Origin of the sequence: Streptantibioticus ferralitis (assembly GCF_029223525.1) — a bacterium.
Classification (GTDB): domain Bacteria; phylum Actinomycetota; class Actinomycetes; order Streptomycetales; family Streptomycetaceae; genus Streptantibioticus_A; species Streptantibioticus_A ferralitis.
The window spans coordinates 449733-465573 of the sequence record NZ_JARHTQ010000003.1 but is presented as its reverse complement, the minus strand read 5'-3'; the positions used below and the strand labels follow the sequence as shown (position 1 = coordinate 465573).

11 protein-coding genes and 2 pseudogenes are annotated in these 15841 nt (G+C 68.4%); 8 read left to right on the top strand and 5 right to left on the bottom strand.

Going from position 1 to position 15841, the window contains the following annotated elements:
- Positions 1-332 precede the first annotated feature (332 nt).
- Positions 333-740, bottom strand: coding sequence for a nitroreductase family protein (locus tag P2L57_RS07225; RefSeq protein ID WP_275810068.1), 408 nt, complete (start codon positions 738-740; stop codon positions 333-335).
- 233 nt (positions 741-973) lie between these two features.
- On the bottom strand, positions 974-1288 hold the full coding sequence (locus P2L57_RS07220; RefSeq protein ID WP_275810065.1) for a hypothetical protein: 315 nt from the start codon (positions 1286-1288) through the stop codon (positions 974-976).
- A gap of 496 nt (positions 1289-1784) precedes the next feature.
- Here P2L57_RS07220 and P2L57_RS40595 point away from each other — a divergent pair.
- Positions 1785-2353: pseudogene (locus P2L57_RS40595) on the top strand (transposase); the annotation flags it as partial.
- A gap of 356 nt (positions 2354-2709) precedes the next feature.
- Here the strand turns inward: P2L57_RS40595 and P2L57_RS40590 are convergent.
- Both P2L57_RS40590 and P2L57_RS07210 read right to left on the bottom strand, forming a co-directional pair.
- Complete coding sequence (locus tag P2L57_RS40590; RefSeq protein ID WP_372515639.1) at positions 2710-2958, bottom strand: hypothetical protein; 249 nt, start codon at positions 2956-2958, stop codon at positions 2710-2712.
- Positions 2959-3308: 350 nt separating this feature from the next.
- Entirely contained in the window at positions 3309-5051 is a 1743-nt protein-coding gene (locus P2L57_RS07210; protein ID WP_275810062.1) for an AfsR/SARP family transcriptional regulator, read from the bottom strand.
- 609 nt (positions 5052-5660) lie between these two features.
- Between P2L57_RS07210 and P2L57_RS07205 the strand changes: the two genes are divergently transcribed.
- From P2L57_RS07205 to P2L57_RS07195, 3 genes are all read left to right on the top strand, one after another.
- Positions 5661-7355, top strand: a complete 1695-nt coding sequence (locus P2L57_RS07205; RefSeq protein WP_275810059.1) for a 2-isopropylmalate synthase — start codon at positions 5661-5663, stop codon at positions 7353-7355.
- Positions 7356-7412: 57 nt separating this feature from the next.
- A complete protein-coding gene (locus P2L57_RS07200) occupies positions 7413-9002 on the top strand; it encodes an amino acid adenylation domain-containing protein (protein WP_275810056.1) in 1590 nt (529 codons plus the stop codon).
- A 77-nt stretch (positions 9003-9079) separates the two neighbouring features.
- The gene (locus tag P2L57_RS07195; RefSeq protein ID WP_275810053.1) at positions 9080-10420 is read left to right on the top strand and encodes a cation:proton antiporter; all 1341 of its coding nucleotides are present in this window, start codon (positions 9080-9082) and stop codon (positions 10418-10420) included.
- Between the two features lie 84 nt (positions 10421-10504).
- Here the strand turns inward: P2L57_RS07195 and P2L57_RS07190 are convergent, their stop codons facing one another.
- Positions 10505-11245, bottom strand: coding sequence for a maleylpyruvate isomerase family mycothiol-dependent enzyme (locus P2L57_RS07190; protein WP_275810050.1), 741 nt, complete (start codon positions 11243-11245; stop codon positions 10505-10507).
- Between the two features lie 194 nt (positions 11246-11439).
- On the opposite strand from P2L57_RS07190, the gene leuC reads away from it, so the two are divergent.
- The 4 genes and pseudogenes from leuC (at position 11440) to P2L57_RS07170 (ending at position 15781) form a co-directional block, all read left to right on the top strand.
- Positions 11440-12870 carry a 3-isopropylmalate dehydratase large subunit gene (leuC, locus tag P2L57_RS07185; protein WP_275810048.1) on the top strand — a complete coding sequence of 477 codons (1431 nt, stop codon included), beginning with the start codon at positions 11440-11442 and terminating at the stop codon, positions 12868-12870.
- A 5-nt stretch (positions 12871-12875) separates the two neighbouring features.
- A pseudogene (gene leuD, locus P2L57_RS07180) lies at positions 12876-13460 on the top strand (3-isopropylmalate dehydratase small subunit); the annotation flags it as partial.
- Entirely contained in the window at positions 13458-14543 is a 1086-nt protein-coding gene (locus P2L57_RS07175) for a 3-isopropylmalate dehydrogenase (protein ID WP_275810159.1), read from the top strand. The pseudogene leuD and the gene P2L57_RS07175, both read left to right, overlap by 3 nt.
- A gap of 38 nt (positions 14544-14581) precedes the next feature.
- Complete coding sequence (locus tag P2L57_RS07170; RefSeq protein ID WP_275810045.1) at positions 14582-15781, top strand: argininosuccinate synthase-related protein; 1200 nt, start codon at positions 14582-14584, stop codon at positions 15779-15781.
- Positions 15782-15841: the final 60 nt, after the last annotated feature.

Sequence of the window (15841 nt, the reverse complement as noted above, 5' to 3'; positions counted from 1 at the left end):
CGGCGTCAGATGACGTTGCCGTGCCACTCCTTGACGAGGCCTTCCTCGTATACGCGCGTGACCTTCATGGCTGACTCCTCCTCTCGTGTCGTCGGGGATGGGTGCTCGTGACCGGGCCGGCGAACGACGCGGCGCAGGGCCGGTGGCCCTCAGCGCCGTCGGGCCGGGCACGAACTCGATGTGGTGCTCTCCGCTCGGCTTGCCGAGACGCACACACCAAGCTCAACTGGGCGACGCCGTCAGGGCGTTCGGGCGCGAGGATCGGTGGGGCCGACGGGGACCGGGATTCGCCGACGGCCGCACGGGCCGGAGGGGAACCGAACAGGTGTTGGTCAGCAACAGGCCTCCACCTTCGCGTAAGGGGCCTCCACCTGCGTGAGCGTGCGGACCCGAGCCCTCGGGCCCGGCAGCCGCCGCGGCGGGACCCCCACGGCCATGCCCGTGTACGGCCAACCCAGCAGCGGTTCGTCGTAACACAGCCGGCGAAGTGCGTGCACTCCGCGGTCCCGGGTGGCGGGGCCGGTGCGCCAGATGGAGGCATAGCCCCGGTCGTGCAGCAGCAGGGACAGGGTATGGATCGCGGCCGCCGTGGACGCCGGCTGCTCCCAGCGCGGAGTCGCGGTACGGGCGGCCGGGGCGAAGACGATGGCGATGAGCAGGAACGCACTCATCGGCTTGGCAGCGGCCCGCTCCCGGGCGTACGGGTCGTCTCCCAAAGCACACGGCCAAGCGCTTGCCACACTCGGCGCGTTCCTCGCCACGCGGGGTGAGCAGGCGCCACGGCAGCATCCAGCCGTGGTCCGGCCAGGTCATCGCGGCTTCCACGAGGGTGAGCAGTTCCCTGTCGTCAGGGGCAGGCTCGGTGAGACGGCTGACGCTGCGCCTGGTCAGCACGGTCTCGAGGGTCTCCATCTCAAGCCCTTCCGTGAGAGAGCGACATGGCCCGGGTCGGCGCCTGCGGAGGGCGGTGGTCTCAGTCGTCCGGGCGTATCCGCGCACCGACGCCGACCGAACACCGGATGAGCGCCACGTGGTGGACGACGATGCCGGCCGGTCCGTTCGAGGACAGCAGGACGCGGGCGAGGGCCTCCTTGTACTCCGCGTCGAGAATCACCTCGATCCGGTCGCAGCCCTCGGGGCCCACGCCCGGGATCTTGATCCTGATCTGCAGGGAGACGCTGTCGTCCGTGTCGGTCACCGCGGTGATGAAGCCGTCCACGACACCGGGCACCAAGGGGAGGACCGCCGGCCGGCCGGTGTCCGTCTCGGTCAGATGCTGTGCACTCACATGCTTCCTCTCGTTCCTGCCCCGGAAGGCACACCCGGCAGCTTGCGGCACCGAGCGGACGGAACCGGCCCTGTTGCTCAGGACCACGAACACGATCGTGGCCGCTGCCGTCCTCGGCCTGTCCTCGGGCGATCCTCATCGCGCCATCGGCTCGGCGGAGCAGCCTGCATCGGCTCGCGCGTACGCCGTGTCTGTCCCCGGTCCGCAGGTGAGGGACTCTTAGGGCGATCCCGCCAGCTTGTACCGCAGTGGGATCGCCTCCGCGGGAAATACGCGCGGTGCGCGTCAAACCTCGTGCTTTCACGAAGGGGTTGTCCACCAGGTGGACCGGTATCCGAAAACGCCTCTGACCAGCGAGAAAGAGGGATTTCTAGGCCCTTGTTCCCGCGCCTTGGGAGGCACTTTCCAGGTGAGTATGCGCATCTAGTCATACCCGTGTGTCCGTTGTGCGGGCGGTGGCCCCGCGGTGCTCTCGCAGGCTGGCGAGTTACTGCGGATGGAGACAGCCCGCCGGGCTGGACTGGGTGAGGCGATATCGACAGCTTTGCTGCCGCGGCGCCAGCAGCAGGCCGTGCACGATCCGGGCAAGATCCTGCTGGATGTCGCGGTGGCCGTGGCCCTGGATGAGGACTGCCTGGCCGATGTGTCCTTGCTGCGGGCCGAGCCCGCTGTGTTGGTCCGGTGACCTCCGATCCGACTGTCTCGCACCTCATCGACACCCTCGCTGGGACCCGGGCCGCGTGCGCTCACGGCGATCCGGCGTGCCCGAGCCAGCGGGTCTGGCGGTTGGCCCGGCAAGCGGCCCCCGATGCCGGCGGCGAGCCGGTGGTGGACATTGACGAGGTGCTGGTCCTGGCCCATTCGGAGAAGGAGCAGACCACCGCGACCTGGAAGAAGACGTTCGGCCACCACCCGCTGTTCGCGTTCGTCGACCACAGCCGCGAGGGCACTGGGGAGTCCGGTCGCCGGCATGCTGCGGCCCGGCAACGCGGGCAGCAACACCGCTGCCGACCACATCGAACCCGCCCACCTGGTACTGGTCCAGCTGCCGAAAAGTACCGGCGTGGACGCCGGACCCTGATCCGCACCGACTCCGGCAGCGGAACCCATGAGTTCCTCAACTGGCGCACCCCGCCACGGCAGATGGCTGCCTTACTCAGTCGGCATGGTCATCCCCGAACAGATCCACCAGGCCGTGCTGAAGGTCCCCGCCCCGGCCGGGCCCCTGCGGTCGAGTGGGACGAGAGCCGCGACGGCGCCTGGGTCGCCGAACTCACCGGAGACCGCCCTGACGGACTGGCCGACAGGGATGCGGCTGATCGTCCGCAAGGAACGGCCCCACCCCAGCGCCCAGTTGCGGATCACCGATACCGATGGGATACGCATCACCTGCTTCGCCACCAACACCGCGGGCGGTCCGATCACGGATACGGCGCCGCCAGCGCGCATGCGCCGAGGAGCGCATCCGCGCCGCCCGCGACACCGGCCTGCGCGACTTGCCCCTCCACCAAGCCGCGCAGAACCAGCTCTGGCTGGAGATCGTCCAGATCGCGCGACCTGCCGGCCTGGATGCCGATGCTCGCCCTGACCGGACCAGCCCGCCGCTGGGAACCCAAGCGCCTGCGGCTACGGCTCTTCTCCGCCGCCGCCAACTCCGGACAAGCGGCCATCGCCGCATCCTTCGCCCGGCCTGTCAATGGCCTTGGGCAGCCGTGATCACCGGCGCATTGGAGCGACTGCATCTCCTACCGAAACCCGACTGACCAGCGACAACACACTATCCCGACATGCATCCACCGCCCCGGAGCCGTGGAATCCGGCGCCCGCCCGACACGACAGTCGGGCCACCGCCCTGCCCACCCGCCAGAAATCTCCGCCCTGAACGAGCGGAAAAGGTTCGTCAGCAAGCTGACGGACCTCATACAAGATCGAGGCTGAAGGTCATCCCTGATACCGATGGGCTGTCCCACTGACGTGGCCGGCGTTACACGGCACCGTCGAAGTCCGGAACATGGCGAAGTCATATTTCGCTTCCCACCCCGGAAACGGCTGCGAGGCACACCTCGGCGCGCTCCACGTGCGTCTCGTGTGTTGCGCCCGCGAGTTGGGCGGCATAGGCATGGATCAACCCGTGAATGCCATAACACGCGGGCCCGGAGGCGCTCAACAGATGGGCGTCGACCAGCGATTCGAGAAGCCGGTCGGTGTGGACCACCGAAAGGCCAGCGAGTGCCGCCATGTTGCGGGCCTCAATCCGATCGGCGGGCACCTGTCCGAGCAGGCGGAAGATGCGCTGCTGGGCGGCGTCGAGGCCCTCGTACGACTGGCGGAACACCTCGGCGATACCGCCCCCCTCCGCTTCCAGGGTGGCCATCCACTGCCAGCCTACGCCGAGCCGGGAGGCCAGGTGTGAGGCGGACCAGGAGGGGCGATGGCGGAGTTTGGCCGCGGCGAGCCGGATCGCCAGAGGAAGGCCGCCGCAGAGGTCGACGATGTACTCCACGGCCGCCGGCTCCCGCAGCGGACGCTCGTCCCCGACGATCTTGCCGAAGAGTGCCCGCCCCTCGGAATGGGACATCTCCGGCAGGGTCAGATGGCGGGTCGTCATGAGGCTCGTGAGCCGGTTGCGGCTGGTCACCACGGTGAGGCAACCGGGCGCGGTGGGCAGCAGGGGGAGCGTCTGGTTGGTGTCCGTCACGTTGTCGAGGACGATCAACGCCCGGCGGTCGGCGAGCAGCCGACGCCACACGGCGACCCTTTCGTCCATACGGCGGGGAATGTGCTCGGGTGGCACGCCCAGCCCGGAAAGGAGTATCCCCAGAGCGGTGCCCGGGTCTCGGGGGCGGTCGGCCATGGCGAAGGCCTGCATATCGACGAACAACTGAGCATCCGGATAGAAGGGCGTCAATTGATGCGCGGCATGCAGGGCGAGAGTGGTCTTTCCGATTCCCGCCATTCCGTCGATCGCGATGACCACCGGGGCAGACCTGAGGGGCCGACTCTTCGTCTGCGATATTCGGCCGGCCTCGTCCATGACCCGCTGCTCCCGGGCCCGGCCGGTGAAATGCAGGGAGCGGGGCGGCAGATTGCTGCGCCCAAGCAGCAGGCTTTTCTTCCGGGAAGCCGGCTGAACTCCCCGGAGAATGCAGCGGTGGGCTTCCTGCATCTCCACCCCGGGGCTGACTCCGAGTTCCTCCTTGAGGGTCCTGCGGGTCTGTTCGAAAACCGTGAGCGCCCTGGCCTGCGCGCCGGAGCGGTGCAGCGCGAGCATGAACTGCGCCACCAGCCGTTCCCGAAGGGGATGCTCGGCCACCCAGGCAGAAAGTTCCCCGAGCAGCGACTGGTGGTTTTCCACCTCAAGTTCCAATTCCACGCGCTGCTCCATGGTCACCAACCGCAGTTCGTTGAGCGCCGCGATCTGGGCCTGCAGCGCGGGCCTGTCGAGACCTCCGAGGACGGGGCCGCGCCAGAGGGACAGGGCGGACCGCAGTCCGCCGAGCGCCTGCTCGGTACGCCCTTCTGCCAGCAGCTTCCGGGCCTCGACGACACGGCGGGGGAACGTGGCGGCATCCACGCGGCAGCCGTCCAGCGCCAGTTGGTACCCATCACCCGCCAGCCGCAGGTTCTCGGCGAGCCGGGGGTGGAGACGGCGCAGATCGGATGTGGCGTTGCGTATCTGCTTGACGGCGGTCGCAGGGGTTTCCGGTCCCCATACGGTGTCTATCAGCCGGTCGATCGAGACCGGCGCTGCACTGGCCAGCAAGAGGGCCCCAAGAACTGCTTGGCGCTTGGCGCCTGATACGTCAAAACGTTCACTGCCGACGTAGACCTCAAGCGGTCCCAAAATGCGAAATTCCATCTCTACGCCCCCGCGTCATCAGGCCAGTGAGAAACAGTCAGCGAACACTGCTCAGAAGTCGCCCCGGTGAGCCTACCTTTCGCCGTGGAAACTTCGTAAGGACCTTTTCAACAAGTGAGATGCCGCAGGCAGCAGGGCTCCTGGGGCAACGCCGCCAAGCAAACATCCGAAGTGTGCTCAGCGGTACCGGAGTTTGCAAAGATGGCCGATTCACATAGTTCGACGGTGACGTGCTGCCAGGCGGTCCGCCGGGGCACGCGAGTTGCCCGGCCGGTGCGGTGGGCGCCTTGTGCTGCGGCCCCGCTCTTTCTGTGGAGCGGCTGCGTGAGACGGGATGAGGATGGCGCGAGGACGCAATGAGGACGCGGGGGGTGACGGTCAACGGGTTGATTTTCGAGCCAGGGGAATGCTCAAGGAGGCTGATCGCGTATGGCCGGGGCAGGTACGTGGGGTACGGGTGACGGGACACGGGCGACGGGGCAACCGTGGTGGAATGCACAGCGTGGTTCGGGGATGCCGTTCGAACGGTACGGCCGGGCGGTGGACCGGGTCCCCGGCGGACTGGCGGACCGGACCTGGCCGGAGCACGTGATCCGGCATGCTCCGCTGTGGGCGTCGGTGGACCTGCGGGACGGCAACCAGGCGCTGGCCAACCCGATGGACGCCGCACGGAAGCGTCGGATGTTCGACCTGCTCGTCAAGCTGGGGTTCAAGGAGATCGAGGTCGGTTATCCGGCGGCCAGCGAGGCGGAGTTCTCCTTCGTGCGGGACCTGATCCGCCAGGACCGGGTGCCCGACGACGTGACGATCGTGGTGTTCACCCCGGCCCGCCCGGAACTGATCGAGCGGACCTTCGAGGCCCTACGGGGAGTACGGCGTGCGGTAGTGCACCTGTGCCTGGCCACCGCGTGCCTGTGGCGCGAGGTGGTCTTCCAGATGTCTGCGGGGGAGCTGAAGGGCTTCACGCTCGACGCCGCGCGCCAAGTGGCCCGGCTGGCGGACGCGATGCCGGGCGCCGCGATGCGTTATGAGTTCTCCCCGGAAACGTTCAACGTCACCGAGCCGGAGTTCGCGCTCGAGGTGTCCAACGCGGTCCTCGCCACCTGGGATGCCGCCCCGGATCGCCCGGTCACCCTGAACCTGCCGACCACCGTCGAGACGGATACCCCGAACATCTTCGCAGACCAGGTCGAGTGGATGTCCCGCAGCCTCGACCGCCGTGCGTCAGTGATCCTCTCCGTCCACCCGCACAACGACCGCGGCACGGCGGTCGCCTCCGCCGAACTCGCCCTGATGGCCGGCGCCGACCGCGTCGAGGGCACCCTCTTCGGAAACGGCGAGCGGACCGGCAACGTCTGCCTGGCCACTCTCGCCCTGAACCTGTTCAGCCACGGCGTCGAACCGCAACTGGACTTCTCCGACATCGACAGCGTGCGCCGCACCGTCGAGGAGTGCAACCAGATGCCCGTCCACGCCCGCCATCCCTACGCCGGTGACCTGGTGTACACCGCGTTCTCAGGTACTCACCAGGACGCCATCGGCAAGGGCCTGGCCGCCCTTGACGAACAGGCCCGGGGCGGTGACACCAACCCGCGCCGCCTGCCCTGGCAGGTGCCCTACCTGCCCATCGACCCGAAGGACGTCGGCCGGACCTATGAATCCGTCGTCCGCGTCAACAGCCAGTCCGGCAAGGGCGGTATCGCCCAAGTGCTCAAGACGCACTACGGCCTGGATCTGCCCCGCCCGATGCGGATCGAGTTCGCCCACGCGGTTCAGGCCATCACCGACCACACCGGTACCGAGCTAACCTCCCGCCACCTGTGGGAGGCCTTCACCGAAACCTATCTGGAGCCGCGGCCCTGGCTGCTGCTGAAGGAATCGGCCGCAGAGCAGACCAGTTCCCGCAGCACCACTCTCCAGCTCTTCCTCGTCGGACCCGACGGCGAGGAGACCCACCTCACCGGCACCGGTGACGACCCCGTCACCGCCACCGTCAAGGCGCTCCAGGCCGGCGGCCACGAGGTGACCCTGCACGGGCAGACCACGCACCAGACCCCTGACAACCGCACCGCCGTGTACGCCCACCTCACGTACGCCGGCGAAACCGTCTACTCAGCCGGCCTGCACCCGGATCCCGCGACGGCCGCCGCCTCCGCCGTCCTGACCGGCATCAACCGCGTCCACGGCAAGGGCACGAACAGCCGCTGACCTCAGCCCCGGTGGACCGGGACGACTAGCAGTCATCGATCCGACAAGGAACACCACATGGTCTTGACAAGCACGCAGGTCCCCTTGCCACAGGAGCGCATCGCGCATCGCGTCTTCGAGTCGCATGCCGCCCGGCACCCTGAGCGGCTGGCTCTCACCTGCGGTGAGGAGCGCCTGACGTACGGCCAACTCAACGCACGGGCCAACCAGGTGGCCCACTACCTGGCCTCGATCGGCGTCGCGCGTGGCTCGGTCGTCGGAGTGTGCATCGACCGCTCGAGCGAACTCGTGGCCACCATCCTGGGCGTGCTGAAGGCCGGCGCCGCCTACGTACCGCTGGACCCGTCCTATCCGCACGAGCGCCTGCGGCTGATGATCTCCCAGCTCCCCCGGATGAACGTGGTGGCGGTCGGCGCGGACACGCTCCCGCTCGTGGCCGGGGCCCCCGGCAAGGTCGTCGACATGGGCGACCCCGCGCTCGGGCTGGGGGCCTTCCCCGCGACGGCACCTTCCGTGGAGATCGACTCCAGCGATCTGTGTTATGTGGTCTTCACCTCGGGCTCCACGGGGACGCCCAAGGCCACCGCGGTGCGCCACGAGGGCTGGTACAATCTGCTCAACTGGCTAACCCTCGAATACAGCCTGGACCACGAGTCGGGCAACCTGCTCGTCAGCTCGTTCGGGTTCGACATCAGCCAGCGCAGCCTCATGACCCCCCTGTTCACCGGTGCGCCACTGCATCTGCTGCCCAGCCGGAGTTTCGACGTGAGCCTCGCCTACCGGCTGATCGGCGAGCTGGGGGTGCGGACCCTGCACTGCGCCCCGAGCACCCTGTACCTGCTGGTCGAACGGGAGATGGACCGGGGCACCGAGGTACTGACCGGGCTGCGCTACGTCTTCATCGGAGGTGAGCCCATGTCCGCCGCCCGGGTCGCGGAATGGGCCACCCGCGAGGGCAACCAGTGCCTGCTGCTGCACCAGTACGGCGTGGCCGAGTGCACGGATGTCGCCTCCTCGCACCGTATGGTGGACTACGAGTCCTACGCCGAGGGGCCGATGCCGGCAGGATCTCCGGTCTACAACACCGAGATCCACATCCTTGACGGCGACCTCCAGAAGGTGCCAGACGGCGAGGTCGGGGAGATCTGTATCTCCGGGATCAGTGTCGGGGCCGGTTACCTCAACGCCGGTCCCGAGGCCCAGGCCAGGTTCGTCACCGTCCAGCGGGACGGTGGCGACGTACGGCTCTACCGCACCGGTGACCAGGGCTACACGACGGAGTCGGGCGAACTCGTCGTCGTCGGGCGCCTGGACCACCAAGTGAAGATCCGCGGCATGCGCATCGACCTCGGCGACGTCGAGCATGCCGTGCGCCGTCACCAGGACGTCCGCGACGCGGTCGTCGTACCGGTGGGTTCGGGGCGGGAGGACACGCGCCTGGTCGCCCTGGTGATCCCGGCCAGGGACCGGTTCGACGAGCGTGCGCTCCGTCGCGACCTGCTCGACACCGTGCCGCGGAACATGGTGCCTCAGCAATTCGTCGCGCTCGAGGCATTCCCGCTGAACCCCAACGGCAAGGTCGACCGCAAGGCGCTGGCTGGCCGCCTGCGGTCCGGATCGCCCACGGCCGGCTCGGGCGCGCGCTAGCCGGTCGTCCACCCCCGGCCGTCGCAGCCGTCGTTCTTCCCCCCTTCTTCCCCCCTTCGAATGGGAGAGTCGGACCCTTGGGATCACACACCATTGCCGCCGGGCCCTCGCCCGGAGCCACGGCGGGTCTGCTGAGCGCGCTGGCGCTGGTCATCGCCGCCGCGTTGGTGTTCGCCAAGCTCGCCCAGCGCCTACGGCAGCCGGTCGTCGTCGGCGAGATCGTCGCCGGTGTCGTCCTGGGGCCCAGCGTGCTGGGCCTGCTGCCGGGCGACCTGGTCGACGTGTTCTTTCCCCCGGACGTCAGGCCCTTCCTACAGGTCCTGTCCCAACTCGGGCTGGTCCTCTTCATGTTCGGTGTCGGCTACCAGTTCGACGCCTCTCATGTGCGCCACCACGGGCTGCGGATCACGGCCGTGTCGCTCAGCTCCGTCGCCCTGCCGTTCGCCTTGGGCGCCGGACTCGCCGTGCTGCTGGCCCCGTGGTTCGAGCGTTCGCAGATGAAGACGGACGGTGTGCTGGCGCCGGCCCTGTTCCTCGGGGCGGCGATGTCCATCACCGCGTTCCCGGTGCTGGCTCGGATCATCGGCGAACGCGGCCTACAGAAGGATCGGGTGGGGGCCATTGCGGTGGCTTGCGCGGCGATTCAGGACGTCCTCGCCTGGGTCATCCTCGCGGTGGTCGTCGCGCTCGCCAACAGCACCGGTCACTGGCCCCTGGTCCGGATGGCGCTCGCCTCCGTCGCGTTGCTGGCCGGGCTGGTCTGGCTCGTCCGACCGGCCCTGGTCTGGGCCTTGGCTCCGGCGCGCCCGTGGTCCGGCGCCCTGGTCACTCACGCCTTACTGGTCGTGGGCCTGCTGCTGAGCGCCTGGGCGACCGAGGCCATCGGATTGCACGCGGTGTTCGGGGCGTTCGCCTTCGGAGCCGTGGCACCTCGGGCCGAGGTCGACGCCGGCGCACCCGAGGTTCCCGAGCGCATCGAGCAGGCCAGCCTGCTGTTACTGCCGGTCTTCTTCGTCGTCACGGGCCTGTCCGTGAACCTCGGCGGCCTCGGGGGGCACGGGGCACTCATCCTATTGGCAGTACTCGTCGTGGCGTGCGCGGGGAAGTTCCTCGGTGCGGCGGGCGCAGCCGGTCTGACGGGCGCTACCGGGCAGGAGGCCACCGTGCTGGGCGTGCTGATGAACGCCCGCGGACTGACGGAGCTGGTCATCCTGAACGTCGGTCTGGGGCTTGGCGTCCTGGACGGCCAACTGTTCACCGCGATGGTCACGATGGCGATCGTGACCACCGTCATGACGGGCCCCTTGCTGGACCGGTTCCACAAGCAGGCGAGACCGGCCACCCGGCAGAGCGAGCCTGTGGACCAGAACCGCGATGACCGCCGCCCCCTGGTCACCTCGCCGGACGAGGCCCTCTGAAGGGTACAGAGTGGTGTGTGTCTTTGCGAGTCCCGCAAAGACACACACCACTCATTCCACCCCCTGCCCATTGTCGACTTCGTCTCAGAGAATCGGCGACTTGTTGCGCCACAACGCCATCAATTGCTCATCTCCCTCCAACTTCAGCCCGTTTTCGGTGTACGACTGCCTGTTCCAGAGTGCGCGATAAACATCTTGCGCCGACCCACTGATCCGGCAGTCCCACGTTTCGGTGGCCTCGCGCACGGTCCGGGGGGCAGCGGCACTCAGGTGCATGGTCCATTCCCGCCCTTCTGCGGCTTGTACGAGGAGAACGGCGGGCTTCTCGGCGCGCAGCAGCGATCGGGGACGGCCGTGCCAGCCCGTCAGAATTTCATCGATGCCGTCCATGGCGAGGTCGGGTGCTATGGGTGACAACAGCCCTCCGCCGGCCAACTCGGCGTCCACCCGGTGGATGGTTGTCTCATGCGCCTGACGGCGTGCCCAGAAGGCGCGGGGATTGGTGGCCCCGGGAAGAAACTCCCAGGCCAGCAGCCTGTCGTCAGCGGCGTGCAGGGAGGCCACCAGACGACGTAGTCCCCCCTCGAACCAGGCCGCCAGCTCATCGTCCCCGAGCCGGGCGTCGGGAAGAGGACGCGGATGAGTGATTCCCCCACGGACATACTCGTCGGCCCAGCGATGAACATTCGCTTGATGACCGACAAGGTCCCTCATGGACCATCCCGGACAGCTCGGCACGGCCGCGTCCCATCCTGCCCTGCGCGCGGCCGAGAGAAGCAGAAAACCCTCGGACTCTATTGTTTCGACGAGTTGTGTTGTCCGCATGGCCTGGATCCTCGCACCGCGTATTGGACAGGCGCAAGCGCCGGAAAAACCATATGCGCGTACGCGACTGCCGGCGAGGACGAGGAAAGGACTCGAAAAGGACGCAGCGGGGACGCCCCCACATATTTTGGCTGGCGATAGGAAATCTTTCGGAGCCTCGAATTGCGGGGACAGTCCCGGCCGGAGGGAAAGCGATGGGTAGGACACTCGCGGAGAAGGTCTGGGACGACCATGTCGTCCGGCGCGTTGAGGGCGAGCCCGACCTCCTCTACATCGATCTGCACCTGCTGCACGAGGTGACCAGCCCGCAGGCCTTCGATGGCCTCCGCAAGAGCGGGCGCCGGGTGCGCCGACTCGACCTGACCATCGCGACCGAGGACCACAACACCCCGACCCTCGACATCGACAAGCCCATCGCCGACCCGGTCTCCCGCGCCCAGCTGGAGACACTGCGCAAGAACTGCGCCGAGTTCGGGGTGCGCCTGCACCCGCTGGGCGACGTCGAACAGGGTGTCGTGCATGTCGTGGGCCCGCAGCTGGGTCTGACCCAGCCGGGTACGACCGTCGTCTGCGGTGACTCGCACACCTCTACGCACGGTGCCTTCGGCGCGCTGGCGTTCGGCATCGGCACCTCACAGGTGGAGCACGTGCTGGCCACTCAGACGCTGCCGATGGCACGCCCGAAGACCATGGCCATCACCGTCGAGGGCGAGCTGCCCGAGGGCGTCACCGCCAAGGACCTGATCCTGGCGATCATCGCCAGGATCAGTACGGGCGGCGGCCAGGGCTACATCCTGGAGTACCGCGGCTCCGCCATCGAAAAGCTCTCGATGGAGGCGCGGATGACCATCTGCAACATGTCCATCGAGGCCGGGGCCCGTGCGGGCGTGATCGCCCCGGATGAGACCACCTTCGCGTACCTCAAGGGCCGCCCGCACGCGCCCGAGGGCGCCGATTGGGACGCGGCGGTGGGCTACTGGAGGACCCTGCGGACGGACGAGGACGCCGTCTTTGACGCCGAGGTCGTCATCAAGGCCGACGAGCTGTCGCCGTTCGTCACCTGGGGCACCAATCCCGGCCAGGGCGCACCGCTTTCGACCTCCGTGCCCGACCCGGCTTCGTACGACGACGCTTCGGAGCGCCTCGCCGCCGAAAGGGCCCTGGAATACATGGGGTTGGAGGCCGGGCAGCCGCTGCGCTCCATCAAGGTGGACACCGTCTTCGTAGGCTCGTGCACCAACGGCCGCATCGAGGACCTGCGCGCCGTCGGCGCGATCCTGAAGGACCGCAAAGTCGCCGACGGTGTACGGATGCTGGTCGTCCCGGGCTCCGCTCGGGTCGGTCTGCAGGCCGTCTCCGAGGGCCTGGATGTGGTGTTCAAGGAGGCCGGGGCTGAGTGGCGGCATGCGGGCTGCTCGATGTGTCTGGGCATGAACCCCGACCAGCTGGCCCCGGGTGAGCGCTCGGCGTCCACCTCCAACCGCAACTTCGAGGGCCGGCAGGGCAAGGGCGGCCGTACGCACCTGGTGTCGCCGCAGGTCGCGGCCGCTACCGCGGTCATGGGCCACCTCGCCGCCCCCGCTGACCTGCCCGCCGCCGACACCCCTACGCCCGCTGGAGTCTGAGGATCATGGAAGCCTTCACCACCCACACCGGCCGGGCCGTCCCGATGCGCCGCAGCAACGTCGACACCGACCAGATCATCCCTGCTCACTGGCTGAAGAAAGTCACCCGGGACGGTTTCGAGGACGGGCTGTTCGAGGCCTGGCGCAAGGTCCCGGAGTTCGTCCTCAACCGGCCCGAGCGGCAGGGTGCCACGGTCCTGGTCGCCGGCCCCGACTTCGGCACTGGCTCCTCCCGCGAGCACGCCGTCTGGGCACTGCAGAACTACGGCTTCAAGGCCGTCATCTCCTCCCGCTTCGCCGACATCTTCCGGGGCAACTCACTGAAGAACGGCCTGCTCACGGTGGTCCTGCCGCAGGAGACCGTAGAGCGGCTGTGGACGCTGACGGAGGCCGATCCCACCGTCGAGATCACCATCGACCTTCAGGCCCGCGAGGTACGTGCCGAGGGCATCACCGCCTCCTTCGAGCTCGACGGGAACTCCCGCTGGCGGCTGCTGAACGGGCTGGACGACATCAGCCTGACCCTGGCCGAGGAAGACGGCATCGCCGCTTACGAGTCGCGCCGCCCGAGGTTCAAACCGAACACGATGCCGCCCTCTGCCTCCCGCACTATCGATCTCGCCGTGATCCCAGGCGACGGGATCGGCCCGGAAGTCGTGGCCGAGGGGCTCAAGGTGCTCACGGCCGTCCTGCCGCCCGACGTCAAGCTGAAGACCACGGAGTACGACCTCGGGGCGGACCGCTGGCACCGCACCGGAGAGACGCTCCCGGACGAGGAGCTCGAGTCCCTGAAACGGCACGACGCCATCCTGCTCGGGGCCATCGGGCACCCATCGGTGCCCAGCGGTGTGCTGGAGCGCGGCCTGCTGCTGAAACTGCGGTTCGCGTTCGATCACTACGTCAACCTCCGTCCCAGCAGGCTTCTTACGGCAGCCGCGAGCCCGCTGGCCGGAAGCCGGGAGATCGACTTCGTCGTCGTCAGGGAGGGAACGGAGGGCCCCTACACGGGCAACGGCGGCAGCCTGCGAACCGGTACGCGGCACGAGATCGCCACCGAGGTCAGTGTCAACACCGAGTACGGCGTCGAGCGGGCGGTCCGTGACGCGTACGAACGGGCTATGAGCCGCCCGCGCCGGAAGCTGACCCTGGTGCACAAGAACAACGTTCTGGTACACGCGGGCCGGCTGTGGACGGAGGTCTTCGCCCGGGTGGCTGAGGAATACCCCGATGTCAGCACCGACTACCTGCACGTCGACGCGGCGACGATCTTCCTCGTGACCCAGCCCGAACGCTTCGACGTGATCGTCACTGACAACCTCTTCGGTGACATCCTCACGGACCTGGCCGCCGCCGTGAGCGGCGGTATCGGCCTCGCCGCCTCGGGCAACATCAATCCGGCCCGGGACTTCCCCTCGATGTTCGAGCCGGTTCACGGTTCCGCGCCGGACATCGCCGGCACCGGCCGGGCCGACCCGACCGCCACCTGCCTGTCGGTGGCGCTGCTCCTGCGGCATCTGGGCTTCGAGGACGAGGCGGCGCGGGTCGAGGACGCGGTCGCCGAAGACCTCGCCGAGCGGGAGACGGCCCAAGCCCGCTCGACCGAGGAGACGGGCGACGCCATCGCCGCCCGGGCAGCCGGATCCGCGCGCAGGGACGCCGCGAGGACGGCGTGACATCGCGAGCGTCCAGGGACCAGGAGAGGAGCCAGCCGATGCACAATTCCGTGATCAGGTCGTTCCGGGAACTCGCAACGGGCGGCACGGACATCGCCGCTCCCTTGGTGACGATGTTCAGCGGCGGCCTGGACAGCACCTATCTCCTGTACCGGCTCAGGGACATGGGGGCCACCGACATCCACGCGCTCACCGTCGACCTCGGAGAGGGTGAGTCGCAAGAGGCCAAGCAGGAGATCTGCGACCGGCTGGGCGTCAAACTGCATGTGCTCGAGGGGACACGGCAGTTCGTCGACGAGTTCGTCCGCCCCGCGATATCCGCCCAGGCGGTCTATCTGGGCACCCATCCCATCAGCTCCTCGCTGAGCAGGCCGCTGATCGCCCGGCTCGCCGTGGACCTGGCACAGGAACTGGGAAGCGAGACGATCCTCCATACCGCCAACCGGTCACAGAACACCCTTCGCCGCCTCAACGGGGCCCTGGAACTGATCGGCTTCACCGGACGGTACGGCAGTCCCTACGACCTGGAGCCCGTCGACCGGCCCCGAAAGTCCGCGGAACTCACCGCGGCGGGGCTGACCCTGATGAGTGGGCGGACGGTCTCCAGCGACTCCAACCTGTGGTGCCGCGAGTTCGAGTCCGGTTCCCTGGATGACCCCGAGGGCTTCGAGGTGCCGGAGCGCCTCTACCAGTGGACCCGGGCGAGCGGCACCCCCGCTGAGGAGACGGTGGACGTCGGTTTCCTCGGCGGTGTTCCGACCTCCGTCGACGGCCGTCCAATGGCGCTGCCCGAGATGATCGGCACGCTGAACAGCCGCGTCGGCAGGCACGGACTGGGACGTTACAGCGGCCTCGAACACCTCGGCAGCGACGTGAAGGTGCTGGAGGCGCGGGAGATGCCGGCGGCGTGGCTGCTGCTCCGCTCCTACCGGCAACTGGAGAGCGCCGTCCTGCGCTTCGAGACCATCCGCGAGAAGACACATCTCGAACAGCTATGGGTCCGCGAGGCGGTCGAGGGCCGCTGGTACGGGGAACTACGGCGCAGCGCACAGGCGTTCATCGACACCTGCGCGGTCAAGGTCACCGGGTCGGTCAGGTGGCGGCTGGGCACGGGCCGTGCCGGAGTCGAGTCGATCACCGCGCGGGACCCGCTGTATCTCCGCGACCGCGAAACCTGGGAGCGTGCTTCCGTCGCCCGTGAGCGGTCCACGTTCGCCGCCGCCGTCGGGTCCGCATAGGCCTCTTCCCCGCCACCCGAGCCAAAGCAGTCAGTCCCCGCTCGTCGAGCGCGACGGTCG

What these genes read in the sequence shown, in the direction of transcription:
- P2L57_RS40590 (WP_372515639.1), bottom strand. Translation starts at nt 2,958, where the DNA reads ATGGCCGCTTGTCCGGAGTTGGCGGCGGCGGAGAAGAGCCGTAGCCGC.
- P2L57_RS07205 (WP_275810059.1), top strand. Translation starts at nt 5,661, where the DNA reads ATGCCGTTCGAACGGTACGGCCGGGCGGTGGACCGGGTCCCCGGCGGA.
- P2L57_RS07200 (WP_275810056.1), top strand. Translation starts at nt 7,413, where the DNA reads ATGGTCTTGACAAGCACGCAGGTCCCCTTGCCACAGGAGCGCATCGCG.
- P2L57_RS07190 (WP_275810050.1), bottom strand. Translation starts at nt 11,245, where the DNA reads ATGCGGACAACACAACTCGTCGAAACAATAGAGTCCGAGGGTTTTCTG.
- leuC (WP_275810048.1), top strand. Translation starts at nt 11,440, where the DNA reads ATGGGTAGGACACTCGCGGAGAAGGTCTGGGACGACCATGTCGTCCGG.
- P2L57_RS07175 (WP_275810159.1), top strand. Translation starts at nt 13,458, where the DNA reads ATGCCGCCCTCTGCCTCCCGCACTATCGATCTCGCCGTGATCCCAGGC.
- P2L57_RS07170 (WP_275810045.1), top strand. Translation starts at nt 14,582, where the DNA reads ATGCACAATTCCGTGATCAGGTCGTTCCGGGAACTCGCAACGGGCGGC.